The organism is Mycobacterium sp. (genome assembly GCF_040398885.1).
Taxonomy (GTDB): domain Bacteria; phylum Actinomycetota; class Actinomycetes; order Mycobacteriales; family Mycobacteriaceae; genus Mycobacterium.
The window spans coordinates 1-11,928 of record NZ_JBBATF010000005.1 but is presented as its reverse complement, the minus strand read 5'-3'; the positions used below and the strand labels follow the sequence as shown (position 1 = coordinate 11,928).

The following is an 11,928-nucleotide window of genomic DNA, read 5'->3' as shown; positions in this document are numbered from 1 at the left end:
AGGCCGCATAGAACCATGTCCGCCACAGACAAAGCCGTCGTCGTCGACGACCTCAGGAAGTCCTTCGGATCCGTGTCCGCGCTGCGCGGGATCAGCTTCGAGATGGGCCGCGGGGAGGTTCTCGGCCTGCTCGGCCCGAACGGCGCCGGCAAGACCACCACGGTCGACATCCTCTCCACGCTGGCGACGCCGGATTCCGGCCGGGCGGTGGTCGCCGGCTGCGACGTGCGCACCGATCCCGGCGGCGTGCGCCGGGCGATCACGCTCACCGGCCAGCATGTGGCTCTCGACGACATGCTCACCGGCCGGCAGAACCTGGTGATGTTCGGCCGCCTGCAGGGGCTCAAAAAGGCCGAGGCCCGGTCCCGGGCGGCCGAACTGCTGGAACGCTTCGACCTCGTCGACGCCGCCGACCGCAGTGTGAAGAACTACTCGGGTGGCATGCGCCGGCGCACCGACATCGCCTGCGGCCTGGTGGTGCGACCGGAGGTGGTGTTCCTCGACGAGCCCACCACCGGGCTGGATCCGCGCAGCCGAATGGCCATCTGGGATCTGGTGTCGGACTTCAAGTCCGAAGGCATCGCCACCCTGTTGACCACGCAGTATCTGGAGGAGGCCGATTCGCTGTCGGACCGCATCATCGTGATCGACCGCGGGACCATCATCGCCGAGGGCACCGCGGACTCGCTCAAGGAGCGCACCGGCGGAACGTACTGCGAAATCGTCCCGCGCGACATGAAGGACGTCCCGGCGGTGGCAGCCGCGCTCGGTTCGCTGCTGCCGGAGGAGAACCGGGCGGCGCTGACCGAGGCCTCCGACCGCGTCTCGATGCCCGCCCCGGACGGCGCCAACACCTTGATCGCGGCGCTGAACCTGGTGGGCGCGGCCGACATCGAGTTGCTGGACATCGCGCTGCGGCGGCCGTCGCTGGACGAGGTATTCCTGAGCCTGACCGGCCAGGAGGACGGCCGGCACGCCGCCGTCGACGCCGGGGTCCCGGCATGACGGCCGGCGCGATCCCCTCGGCGGTCCGGCCGGTGCCGTCCACCCGCGGGCAGTGGTGGACGCTGACCACCCGGATGATCGCCCCGACCCTGGCCAACGGCGAGCTGGCCACCCAGGTCATCGGTTCGATCGTCTTCACCGTCGGGTTCTACCTGCCGCTGAAGAACATCCTCGGCGCGGTGCAGCCGATGAGCAGTTACGCCCAGTACCTGACCCCGCTGATCGTGCTGCAAGCCATCTTCTTCGCGGCGGTCTCGGCGGCGTTCCGGTCGGCGATCGACGCCCTGGCCGGCATCAACCGGCGCTTCCGGGCCATGCCGATGAACCGGCTGACGCCGTTGTCCGCCCGGATGACGGCGAGCATGTACCGCTGCGTGGTGGCACTGGTGGTGTCGCTGGTGTGCGGCCACATCATCGGCTTCCGATTCCACGGAAGTCTCTGGCACACCGCCGGATTCATCGGACTGACGCTGCTGATCGGCGCCGCGCTGGCGTTGATGGGCGACTTCATCGGGGCGGCCACCCGCAACCCGGAGGCGACCGCACCGCTGCTGCTGGTGCCGCAGGTGACCCTCGGTCTGGCCTCGGTCGGCCTGCAACCGGTCGAGCGGTTCCCGAACTGGATCCAGCCGTTCGTGCGCGACCAACCGCTGTCGCAGTGGCTGAACGCGCTGCGCGCGCTGGCCGGCGATTCCACCCCGGCCGCTCCGCCGGTCACCTGGTCGGTCATCGGCCCGGCGCTGGCCTGGGTGGCCGGCATCATCGTGGTGTTCACCTGGCTGCACGCGCGGGTGGCGAGGCGCCCGTGAGCCTGATCAGCGAGACCTCCCTGCTGACCGCACGCATCCTGCGGCGGTGGAGCAGCGACGCCGCCACGGTGGCCCAGTCGCTGCTGTTCCCGGCCTTCTTCCTGGTGGCGCTCAACGTCGTTCTGGGCGACGGCGTCAAACGGGTGACCGGACACAGCGCGCTCTACGGCAGCGTTCCGCTGGTGTCCCTGATCGGTGCGACGTCCGGGGCCATCATCGTCGCGGTCGGCGTCATGCGGGAGCGTGACGACGGCCTGCTGTCCCGGTTCTGGGTCGTCCCGTCGCACCGCGCGTCGGGCCTGCTGTCGCGGCTCGTCGCCGAGGGTGTCCGCATCGTCCTGATCACGTCGGCGGTGCTGTGCGTCGGACTGCTGCTGGGATTCCGCTTCACCCAGGGCTTCCCGCAGGCCGTGGCCTGGCTGTTCATGCCCGCGATCTTCGGCGTCGCGTTCTCGGCGGTGGTGATGACCATCGCCCTGTACGCGCAGAACACCCTGGTGCCGCAGGCCACCGAGGTGATCGCGGCGGTGATGTTCTTCTTCAGCACCGGCTTCGTGCCGCTGGACCAGTTCCCGAAATGGCTGCAGCCCTTCGCCGAACATCAGCCGTGCAGCTACGTCGTCGAGGCGATGCGCGGGCTGTCGATGGGCGGACCCGTGCTGCGGCCGGTGCTGGGCACGCTGCTATGGTCCGCGGGAATAGCCGCCGTCATCGCGATCCCGCTGGCGGCCGGATACCGAAGGGCCAGCAGGCGTGACTGATCGCCGGGGGAGGTAGGCAGAGCGTGTTTCCGTCGTCGGCGATCCGCAAGCTCGCCCGCAGCGAGGAGATGTTCGCCGAGACGCAGAACTTCGTCGGTCTGGCCGCCCACGTCGACGGGCCCGTCGACATCGACGCCCTGTCCGACGCCTTCGACCAGTTGCTGCACTCCCATCCGGTGCTGGGCGGGCACCTGGAGAAGGACCCGGACGGACGCTGGGAGATCGTCCTGGACGACCTGCTGCACCCGGGCATCGAGGTGGTCGAACTCGACGGTCCGGACGCCCGGCCGCCGGCGCCGCTGTTCGACCAGACCGCCGCGCTGGCACACCTGCGCGTGCTCGTCCGCGACGGCCAGGCCCAGCCGACGTTCTACATCCACCACAGCCTGGCCGACGGCCACCACCAGTTCAGCCTGATCGAGGAACTGTTCGCCACCTACACCCGTCTGGTGACCACCGGCAGCACCAGCCCGGTCGCCGTGCATCCCGCGCCGGACCCGATGGAGAAGATCCTGGCCGACCGCGGGGTGGAGAAGAAGAACCGCTCGGGACTCGAGCGCATGCTCGGGGCGATGTTCGCCTACGACCTGCCCCCGTCGCGGCGTGCCAACGACGTCCCCGATCCGGCTGTGCCACAGCTTGTTCCGATGGTCTCGTGCACCCTCGGCGAGCCGGAGACCGAGCGCATCATCGCCTTCTGCCGGGCCAACAAGCTGGGCCTGAACGCGCTGTTGTCGGCGGTGGTCCTGACCGCGGAGTGGCGGGTCCGGGACACCCCGACCATCCCGGTTCCCTACGTCTACCCGGTGGATCTGCGCTACCTGCTGTCGCCTCCGGTTTCGGCCACCGAGTGCACCAACCCGGTGGGCATCGCGACCTATCTCGCCGAGATCCGCCGCGACACCGACATCGTCGAGTTGGCCCGCGACATCAACGACACCTTCAAGAACGACATCGCCGAGGGTGTGATCCAGCAGTCCTTCCTGCACTTCAGCCCGCAGTACGTCGGCAACCCGCCCGGTCTGCCGGACGTGGTGATGTTCACCGACAACGGAGTCGTCCCGCCCATGCCGACGCCTCCCGACATGACCCTGACGGGCAGCCACGGCGAGCTGTACTTCGCCGTCGGCTCCGGTATCGAGATCTACACCGGCAAGATCTTCGCCGGCCGGCTGACCATCGAGTACCACTCGCACGGCCCGGAACCGGAAACGCGCACCGCGGCAATCGAATCCCTGCTGCGCGAGGTCGCCGGCCGGCAGAGCTGATCTCAGCCGAGGTCGCCGAATTCGTAGACGTGGTACTGGGCCGCCTTGCGCAGCGCGGGCGCCAGCCGGGCCGCCCGTTTGACGGCCCGGTAGCGGGCCGTCACCCGCGCGAAGGTGCTGGCGTCGAAGAAGGTGGCCGATTCGCGGAGCCGAAGTCCCGGGACCCGGCTCAGCACCTCGCGGGGGGAGTTGACGGCCCAGTGCAGCGTCGACCCGGAATTGCGGACCAGCGTCTGGGTCCGCTGTGACCTGATGGCGAGCCAGTTGAAGAAGTCGATCTGGATCTCGCCGGCCGGGAAGCGATCCACGACGTGGTTGAGCAGGGCGATGCCCTCGTCCTCGGTGAGGTACATGCTGATGCCCTCGGCCAGGAAGAGCACCGGCCGGTCCGCCGGAATGCCGTCGAGCCAGGACGGGTCGGTGGCGGAGGTGGGCGTGAGGTGGTAGTGCGGCCGGGCCGGATACACCTGCTCGCGCAGGGCGATCACCTCCGGGAAGTCGACGTCGTACCACTCGACGTCGGGCCCGGGGTCGATCCGGAACACCCGCGGGTCGAGCCCGCAGCCGAGGTGCACCACCGTGCAGTGCGGGTGCCGGGCCAGGAACCGGCGCGCCCAGATGTCGTACTGCGCGGTGCGAACCGTGCACAGCGGCGCCCACGCGCCGCTGATGTCCAGTTCGCTCCAGTCGAAGTCGATACGGGCGATCGCCTCCCTGGCGTACCGGTCGGCCAGAACCGGGCGCTCGAGGTCGGCGTCGAGGGCCTTGAGGTACAGCGTCGACAGCATCGTCTTGGCCGGGCCGGTGAGGTTCACGGCAACTCTGTCGCTCACCCGTGTGAGAGTATGCGTAGTCGCCGGGGCGCGCGAAATCCCCCGAACGTCCACACCCGCGAGAGGGGGTCCGCCCGTGACCGACGGTGCCGGGAAGCCGGACCGGCCGCGCCGGGTTCTGTTGCTGTACTACAGCTACACGGGTCAGGCCCGAAAGGTGCTCGACGCGGCGGGGGAGGTCTTCCGGGAGCGCGGTTTCGAGGTGCACACCGCGCCGATCGAGTTCACCGACCCGCGCTACGCGGACCGGTTCTCGCGGTTCCCGATGACCCACGTGTGGCGGGATTTCATCGGCATGCTGCCCGCCCAGACGCGGAAGGCCACCGGGGGAATCCGCACGCCCGACGAGGTGCGTCGCGGCGACTACGACCTCGTCTGCATCGGCTCGCCGACATGGTGGCGCGACGTCAGCATGCCGTTGCGGTCGTTCCTGAAGTCCGGCGAGGCCCGACCGCTGCTGAACGGCACGCCGTTCGCGGTCTTCGTGGTCTGCCGCCGCTACTGGCGGGAGAACCTCAATGCCGTCCGCAAGCTCGCCGAGAAGGCCGGCGGGCGGTACCAGGGCGGCATCCATTTCGGGTATCCGGGTGACCAGGTGCGCTCGATGCTGTCGCTGACGAGCTACCTGGGCTCGGGGGAATACCGCGAGCGCTACCTGGGCATGCGGATTCCGGCCACCAACATCAGCGCGGCGCAGCTCGACGAGGCCCGCCGCTTCGCGGCCGGACTCGCCGACCGGCTGCCGGAGAGGTAGCGATGCCCCGGCCGTTCGACGTCTCCACCGCCTCCCCGGCCACTGTCGAGCAGGTGCACGCCGCGTTCCGCGACCCGGGCTACTGGCAGGCCCGGCTCACCGAATACGGCAGCGGCAGCATCAGACTGGACTCCCTCGTCCTCGACGACGCCTCGCTGTACGTGGCCACCACCCAGGACATGCGCAACCAGGCGCTGCCCGGCCTGATCGCCAAGGCGGTCCGGGGCGACCTCACGGTGGTCCGCAAGGAGACCTGGCGGCTGGCCGGCGGCACCCTGCACGGAGACGTCGTCATCACCGCCTCGGGGGCGCCCATCTCCGGCGCCGCGGACGCCACCGTGTCGCCCACCGCCGGGGGATCGGTGCTTCGGTTCGCCGGCAACGTGCAGGCGAAGGTGCCGCTGATCGGCGGTCAGATCGAGAGATTCATCAGTTCGAAGATCCACGACGAGATCCCCGGCGTGCAGGGCTTCACGACCAGATGGATTCTCGCCAATGCTGAGCGGGGCTGAGCGTGGCTGAGCGTGGCTGAGCCGACACTGGCCGACGGGTCCGGGCCGGTGCCCACCACCGCGGAGGCCCTAGCGCGGCTGGACCGGACCATGGTCGAGGCGATGATGACCCAGCGGGCGGTACGGCGAGTGCGCCCCGACCCGGTCGACGACGCCCTGGTCCTGCGGTGCATCGAGTTGTCGCTGCGCGCGCCGACCGGCGCCAACGGGCAGAACTGGGAGTTCGTCGTCGTCAAGGATCCGGCGGTGAAGGCCAAGCTCGCGCGGCGCTACCGCCAGGCCTGGAACATCTACTACCGCAGCGTGGTTCGCGCGGTCGCCGAGACCGACGAGTCGATGGCGAAGACGGCGCGCGCGGTGCAGTGGCAGGTCGACCACTTCACCGAGATCCCGGTCCTGGTGGTGGCGTGCCTGCGGCTGACCGTCCGCGAGGGCCGGGTGCCCTACCTGCCGATGCCGCACGCGGCGGAGTCCGGGTTCTTCGGGTCGATCTACCCGAGCGTGCAGAACCTGATGCTGGCGGCCCGCAGCATGGGACTGGGGGCCTCGCTGATCACCCTGCCGCTGTGGAGCCTGGCCTCGGCGCGCCGGACGCTGGGTCTGCCGACGTCGGTGACGCCGTGCTGCATCGTGCCGCTGGGATGGCCGCGGGGCCGCTACGGCCCGACCACCCGCCGTCCGGTCAACGAGGTGGTCCACCTCGACCGCTACGGCAACCGCGCCTGGCTGGACCGCTGACGGTCTAGGGCCGCCGCGCCGCGGCCCGGCGCAGGGCCGGGAGCAGGAGGGCCCGGGGGGCGAACCGCCCGCCGGCGCCCATCAGTTTGGGGGCCAGGCCCGGCACGACCACCCGCCTGCCCTCCAGCATCCCCGCGATCGCGGCCTCGGCCACCTCGCCCACCGGCGTCGTCACCGCGCCGAGTCCGGACCGGGCGGCTCCGGCGACCTGCCACCATTCGGTGTGCACCGGGCCCGGGCACAGCGCCGTGCAGGACACCCCGGTCCCGTGCAGCCCCTCGTGCACCGCCTCGGAGAAGGTCTGCACGAATGCCTTGGTGGCCGAGTAGACCGCCGCGTCGGGCAGCGGCTGGAATCCGGCGATCGACCCGATGTTGAGCACCGCACCGGATCCCCGCGCGATCATCCCGGGCAGAACGGCCCGGGTCAGTTCCATCAGGGCCAGTGCGTTGACCCGCACCTGCTCGCTCTCCCGCCCCGCATCGAGATCCTGGAACAGGCCGTTGGTCCCGAAGCCCGCGCTGTTGACCAGGCCGGCCGGGGCCGCGCCGGACAGCCGGTCGATCAACTCGCCGCGCGCGGCGCCGTCGCCGAGGTCCAACGGCAGCACCTCGGCGTGCGTGGCGTACCGGCCGGCCAGTTCGGCGGCCAGGTCGCGCAGTCGGTCCGCGCGCCGCGCCGCCAGCAGCAGCGGGTAGCCGCGGCGGCCCAGGCCCCGGGCGATCTCGGCGCCGATACCCGAGGACGCGCCGGTCACGACGACGGGCCTGTCCGGGTCCGGCGGGGGAAGGCTCATAGTGCGGTCGATCCTATGCCCCGCCACGTAGGCTGCCGGCAATGCTTGAAGTCGTCGACAGGGGATCTGCCGGTGCGTCGCATCCCGTCCCGCTGCTCTTCGTCCACGGGGCCTGGCACGGCGCTTGGTGCTGGGACGAGCATTTCCTGGGCTACTTCGCCGACCGCGGCTACCGCGCCCTGGCGCTGAGCTTCCGCGGCCACGGAAACAGCCCGGCCACCGGGCGCCCGCGGGACTGGTCGTTCGCCGACTACGTCGAGGACCTCACCTCGGTGGCCCGTACCCTGCCCGCCCCGCCGGTGCTGGTCGGCCATTCGATGGGCGGGGTCATCGTCCAGAAGTACCTGGAATCCCGCGACGCCCCGGCCGGCGTGCTGATGGCCTCGATGCCACCCCAGGGATACCTGCGTTCCGGGCTGCGGTGGGCCCGGCGGCATCCGTGGCACTTCGCCAAGCTGACCGCCACCGGGGCGTCGCTGCGGTACGTGAACACCCCGGAGTTGGCCCGGGAGCGGTTCTTCTCCCCGCACACCCCCGAGGCGCTCGTTCGCCGGTACGCCGCACGGCTGCAGGAGGAGAGCGCCAGGTCCGGCCTGGACGGTTTGCTCAGGCTGCCCAGACCGCACCTGGTGCGGGCCCCGATGCTGGTCCTCGGCGCGCTGGCGGACGGGGCCGTGACCCCGCAGGAGGTCAGGTCCACCGCTCGGGCGTACCGCACCGAACCGGTCTTCTTCCCGGAAATGGGGCACGACATGATGCTCGAACCGGGATGGCCGGCGGTGGCCGAACGGATCGACTCGTGGCTGGCCGGCCGCGGGCTCTGAAGCGCGCCGGACGGGCGCGCCGCGGTTTGCCGGATTCTGAAAATTTCGTTAGAGTCCCAGCTGACGCCTGTTCACCAAAGTCCCGGGGAGGCCCCCTTCATGCCTGCTGTTGCGCGTTCCTACGTCTCGACGGGCGCGGCCCTTGCGGGCGCCCTCGCTGTGACCGCCGCCCAGTTGGCGCCGCCCCTTCAGGAGGCCGAGACCCGCGTCGTGCGGGCGGCCGTGAGCCTGGCCGCGGCCGGGCAGCCGTGCTCGGGCTACCACACCGACGGCTGTGACATCTGGGCCCCGCAGACCTACACCGCCGTCGCCCTGAACCAGAACGCCATCTCGGCGGCCAACATCGCGGCGAACATCGTCACCGCGGTCGCCAGCATCCCGCGGGCCCTCGTCGACGGGCTCAACGACCTGTCCTACGCGCTCGAGCAGACCGGCAGCTGGTGGGTCTACACGCCGACCAACGCGCTGGGCTTCGACCCGGCCGATCCGCTCAAGGCCGCGGCGCTGGTCAACCTGGCGATTCCCTTCAAGGCGCTGTCCCAGCCGCTCGGCGACCAGCTGTCCTGGTGGGCGCGGGCGAACCTGCCGACCAATCCCGGTTGCACGGGCAACGTCGGCCCGACCTGCGCGGACCTCGGCGCGATCCTCAACGTCATGTTCAAAGCGCCGATCGGCAAGCTGACGTCGGGCTACACCTTCCCGACGATCTACGACCCGATCAGCGAGGAGGAAGGCGCCGTCGGCGAGGAGATCCCGGGCTCGACCGGGGCCGAACTGCCGTGGTCGGGCGCCTACGTCAAGCTCAACCCGGCCGACCCCTTCAACTCGGTGGCCAACTACCTCAACGCCGACCCGGCCCTGAACACCCCCGAGCCGGTCACCGGTGCCGAGGTCGGTGCCGCGCTGGGCCGGTTCGGCGCGGCGTCGAGGCTGGGCTTCTATCCGTTCGTGCCGAAGAGCTTCCTGCTCAAGGGCTGGCCCTACACCGCGCTCACCCCGTTGTTCACGCCGTTCATCGGGCAGCTGTGCCCGGACTGCGACCCGGCGAATCCGGGCGGTCCCGGACTCGACGAGGTGACGCCGCCGGCCGCCGCCACCCCGACGGCGACCCTGGTCAGCGCTGCCGCCACCGAGGTGGCGCCGGCTCCGGCGGAAGCCGCCGCGCCGGTTCCCGCCGCGGCCGCGGCCGCGGCGCCGTCGCTCGACGCGAAACGGACCACCCCGGACGCCCCGGACGCCCCGGACGCCCCGGACACGCCGAAACCGACCGCCCCGGCCGCCAAGGCCGACGTCGAACCGGCCGCTCCGGACGCTCCGGACGCCCCGGCCGGGCTGGACAAGAACCGCGCGAAGGCCCGCGCGGCGGCCGCAGTCGCCGCCCCGGCGCCCAAGGCGGCGGCCGATACGCCGGATTCCGGCAAGCAGCGGCCGGGGGCGCAGCGGTCGGCCCGGGCCGCCGGCAAGGACGCCCGGTCCCAGGCCGCCGACTAGCCTTCCGGTGTGACTACCGATCAGCTCGACGCGGTCATCGTCGGCGCCGGTTTCGGCGGGATGGGTGCCGCAATCCAGCTCAACCGGCTCGGCTACGACAACATCGCCATCGTCGACCGCGAAGACGACCTGGGCGGGACCTGGCATGTGAACCATTACCCCGGTCTGACCGTCGACGTCCCCTCCACCACGTACTCCTACTGGTTCGAACCCAACCCGTACTGGTCACGGCTGTACGCCCCGGGGGTGGAACTGAAGCGGTACGCCGAGCACGTCGCCGACAAGTACGACCTGCGCCGCTACCTGCGGCTGAACACCACCGTGGACAGCGCCCGGTGGGACGAGGACGCCGGACTGTGGGTGGTGTCGCTGGCCGGCGGTGAGACGCTGCGGGCGCAATTCCTCATCGCCGCAACGGGTTACCTGTGCCAGCCCCGGATGCCCGACATTCCCGGCCTGGACACCTTCGGCGGCAAGGTGGTGCATGCCGCACGGTGGGACGACAGCTACTCGATGGACGGCCGGCGGATAGCGGTGATCGGGACCGGGTCTACCGGCGTGCAACTCATCCCGGAACTGGCCAAGGTGGCCGGGGAGATGACCGTTTATCAGCGCACCCCCATCTGGGTGATGCCCAAGTTGGACTTCGGCTTCGCGCCCGCGGTGCAGCGGACCTTCGCCCGCGCGCCGAGATCGCAACAGGTGCTGCGACGCTCCACCGACAACTTCACCGACATCCTGGTTCTGCTGGCGATGTGGAAGTACCGCTATTTCAAGCCGGTCAGCCGACTGGTGGGCGGTGTGGCGGCAGTGCACCGGTTCGTCTCGATCCGGGACCGGGGAGTCCGCCGCGCGCTGAAGCCGAACTATTCGTACGGCTGCAAGCGGCCCACCCTGTCCAACACCTACTACCGCGTCTTCAATCAACCCAACGTGCACCTGGAGACGGCCGGTATCGAGCGCATCGAGTCCGACGGGGTGGTGGGCAAAGACGGCACCAAGCGCGTCATCGACACCTTGGTGCTGGCAACCGGCTTCGATGTGTGGAACGCGAACCTGCCGGCGATCGAGATCATCGGCAGGGGCGGCCGTAATCTCGGGAAGTGGTGGCGGGAGAACAGATTCCAGGCCTACGAGGGGCTTTCGATCCCGGCCTTCCCGAATTTCCTGTCCCTGTCGAGTCCATACGCGTGGGTCGGCATGTCCTGGTTCGACACCGTCGAGTGCCAGATGCGTCACATGAACCGGCTCTTCGGTGAGTTACAGCGTTGCGGCGCAAGTACATTCGAGGTCACCGAGGAAGCCAACTCGCGCTTCCTGGATCGGATGACCGGTCTGCTCGGCGACTCGGTCTTCGTGCTGGGCAGCTGTGCCGGATCCCGCTCCTACTGGTTCAACGGTTCCGGCGAGGCGCCGCTGTTCCGGCCCACCTCGATCCGCAGCGCAGTCAGGGAGCAGGACCGGTTCCCGTTGCAGGACTACGCGATCGCCTGAGATAGGATTTGCTGCATGACCAACTCAGGAGATCTCGGTAGGGGCCTTGCCGCGGAATTGGATGCGGACGTCGAGGTCGAACAGGTGGTGATCGGGAGCGAGAAGTCCACCGCCGCACACCGTTTCCCGCGCCGTAGTCCGCTGTCCGCGCTCGCGCTGCTGGCCGGCGTGGTGTTCCTGATCGCCGACATCTTCGTCGTCGCCCGATTCCCGACCTGGTTCTTCGCGAAGTCGGTGCCCGCCACCATCTCGCTGCTGCTGATGCTGGCCAGCCTGCTCGCCGGCCTGGCACTGATCTTCTACGCGGTGGCTCAGCGGCGCGCCGACCGGGAGTACGCCGGCGGCGCCGGCGGGTACGCGCGCGCGGCGGGTGTTCCGCTGCTGCTGGCTCTGTTGGCTCCGCTGCTCGCCGTCTGGAGCCTGAACGTCAACAAGGCCGCGAACGATCGTGCGGTGCCCAAGCCGTGCATCGACGTCTATCAGCAGGCTTCCGCCGTCGCCAAGGACAACCCGAAGTTCCGGATGCCGGCCAAGGACCGCGACGAGGTCCGCTGCTCCGTCAACGCCGTCCTGGGACGCTAGGAGCAGCCCGGCTCTGCCTGAACCTCCACCAGGGTCTCCTCGTCGCACAGACCGAACCGGT

13 protein-coding genes are annotated in these 11,928 nt (G+C 70.1%); 11 read left to right on the top strand and 2 right to left on the bottom strand.

Annotated elements, in window-relative coordinates:
- Positions 1–15 precede the first annotated feature (15 nt).
- The 4 genes from ADBZ5U_RS01040 to ADBZ5U_RS01025 are packed head-to-tail and all read left to right on the top strand — an operon-like array spanning position 16 to position 3,843.
- A complete protein-coding gene (locus tag ADBZ5U_RS01040) occupies positions 16–1,005 on the top strand; it encodes an efflux ABC transporter ATPase subunit, DrrA-related (protein ID WP_526261459.1) in 990 nt (329 codons plus the stop codon).
- Positions 1,002–1,814, top strand: coding sequence for an ABC transporter permease (locus ADBZ5U_RS01035; protein ID WP_526261457.1), 813 nt, complete (start codon positions 1,002–1,004; stop codon positions 1,812–1,814). The genes ADBZ5U_RS01040 and ADBZ5U_RS01035 overlap by 4 nt, the downstream gene beginning before the upstream one ends.
- The gene (locus tag ADBZ5U_RS01030; protein WP_526261455.1) at positions 1,811–2,575 is read left to right on the top strand and encodes an ABC transporter permease; all 765 of its coding nucleotides are present in this window, start codon (positions 1,811–1,813) and stop codon (positions 2,573–2,575) included. Before ADBZ5U_RS01035 ends, ADBZ5U_RS01030 begins: the two co-directional genes overlap by 4 nt.
- A gap of 23 nt (positions 2,576–2,598) precedes the next feature.
- Entirely contained in the window at positions 2,599–3,843 is a 1,245-nt protein-coding gene (locus ADBZ5U_RS01025) for a phthiocerol/phthiodiolone dimycocerosyl transferase family protein (RefSeq protein ID WP_526261453.1), read from the top strand.
- Positions 3,844–3,845: 2 nt separating this feature from the next.
- On the opposite strand, the gene ADBZ5U_RS01020 is transcribed toward ADBZ5U_RS01025, so the two are convergent.
- Positions 3,846–4,676, bottom strand: a complete 831-nt coding sequence (locus tag ADBZ5U_RS01020) for a class I SAM-dependent methyltransferase (protein ID WP_526261451.1) — start codon at positions 4,674–4,676, stop codon at positions 3,846–3,848.
- Positions 4,677–4,752: 76 nt separating this feature from the next.
- On the opposite strand from ADBZ5U_RS01020, the gene ADBZ5U_RS01015 reads away from it, so the two are divergent.
- From ADBZ5U_RS01015 to ADBZ5U_RS01005, 3 genes are all read left to right on the top strand, one after another.
- On the top strand, positions 4,753–5,430 hold the full coding sequence (locus tag ADBZ5U_RS01015) for a flavodoxin family protein (RefSeq protein WP_526261449.1): 678 nt from the start codon (positions 4,753–4,755) through the stop codon (positions 5,428–5,430).
- 2 nt (positions 5,431–5,432) lie between these two features.
- Complete coding sequence (locus ADBZ5U_RS01010; protein ID WP_526261447.1) at positions 5,433–5,942, top strand: DUF2505 family protein; 510 nt, start codon at positions 5,433–5,435, stop codon at positions 5,940–5,942.
- Positions 5,943–6,032: 90 nt separating this feature from the next.
- On the top strand, positions 6,033–6,680 hold the full coding sequence (locus ADBZ5U_RS01005) for a nitroreductase family protein (protein WP_526261478.1): 648 nt from the start codon (positions 6,033–6,035) through the stop codon (positions 6,678–6,680).
- Positions 6,681–6,684: 4 nt separating this feature from the next.
- On the opposite strand, the gene ADBZ5U_RS01000 is transcribed toward ADBZ5U_RS01005, so the two are convergent.
- Positions 6,685–7,476: an SDR family NAD(P)-dependent oxidoreductase gene (locus tag ADBZ5U_RS01000; protein ID WP_526261445.1), complete on the bottom strand. Its 792-nt coding sequence runs from the start codon at positions 7,474–7,476 to the stop codon at positions 6,685–6,687.
- Between the two features lie 41 nt (positions 7,477–7,517).
- Here ADBZ5U_RS01000 and ADBZ5U_RS00995 point away from each other — a divergent pair, with 41 nt between their 5' ends.
- The 4 genes from ADBZ5U_RS00995 (at position 7,518) to ADBZ5U_RS00980 (ending at position 11,867) form a co-directional block, all read left to right on the top strand.
- Entirely contained in the window at positions 7,518–8,300 is a 783-nt protein-coding gene (locus ADBZ5U_RS00995; protein ID WP_526261443.1) for an alpha/beta hydrolase, read from the top strand.
- Between the two features lie 99 nt (positions 8,301–8,399).
- Positions 8,400–9,791, top strand: a complete 1,392-nt coding sequence (locus ADBZ5U_RS00990) for a hypothetical protein (protein WP_526261441.1) — start codon at positions 8,400–8,402, stop codon at positions 9,789–9,791.
- Positions 9,792–9,800: 9 nt separating this feature from the next.
- On the top strand, positions 9,801–11,285 hold the full coding sequence (locus ADBZ5U_RS00985; protein WP_526261439.1) for a flavin-containing monooxygenase: 1,485 nt from the start codon (positions 9,801–9,803) through the stop codon (positions 11,283–11,285).
- A gap of 15 nt (positions 11,286–11,300) precedes the next feature.
- Complete coding sequence (locus ADBZ5U_RS00980) at positions 11,301–11,867, top strand: hypothetical protein (protein WP_526261437.1); 567 nt, start codon at positions 11,301–11,303, stop codon at positions 11,865–11,867.
- Positions 11,868–11,928 lie beyond the last annotated feature (61 nt).

What these genes read in the sequence shown, in the direction of transcription:
- ADBZ5U_RS01040 (WP_526261459.1), top strand. Translation starts at nt 16, where the DNA reads ATGTCCGCCACAGACAAAGCCGTCGTCGTCGACGACCTCAGGAAGTCC.
- ADBZ5U_RS01035 (WP_526261457.1), top strand. Translation starts at nt 1,002, where the DNA reads ATGACGGCCGGCGCGATCCCCTCGGCGGTCCGGCCGGTGCCGTCCACC.
- ADBZ5U_RS01000 (WP_526261445.1), bottom strand. Translation starts at nt 7,476, where the DNA reads ATGAGCCTTCCCCCGCCGGACCCGGACAGGCCCGTCGTCGTGACCGGC.
- ADBZ5U_RS01010 (WP_526261447.1), top strand. Translation starts at nt 5,433, where the DNA reads ATGCCCCGGCCGTTCGACGTCTCCACCGCCTCCCCGGCCACTGTCGAG.
- ADBZ5U_RS00990 (WP_526261441.1), top strand. Translation starts at nt 8,400, where the DNA reads ATGCCTGCTGTTGCGCGTTCCTACGTCTCGACGGGCGCGGCCCTTGCG.
- ADBZ5U_RS01005 (WP_526261478.1), top strand. Translation starts at nt 6,033, where the DNA reads ATGGTCGAGGCGATGATGACCCAGCGGGCGGTACGGCGAGTGCGCCCC.
- ADBZ5U_RS00980 (WP_526261437.1), top strand. Translation starts at nt 11,301, where the DNA reads ATGACCAACTCAGGAGATCTCGGTAGGGGCCTTGCCGCGGAATTGGAT.
- ADBZ5U_RS00995 (WP_526261443.1), top strand. Translation starts at nt 7,518, where the DNA reads ATGCTTGAAGTCGTCGACAGGGGATCTGCCGGTGCGTCGCATCCCGTC.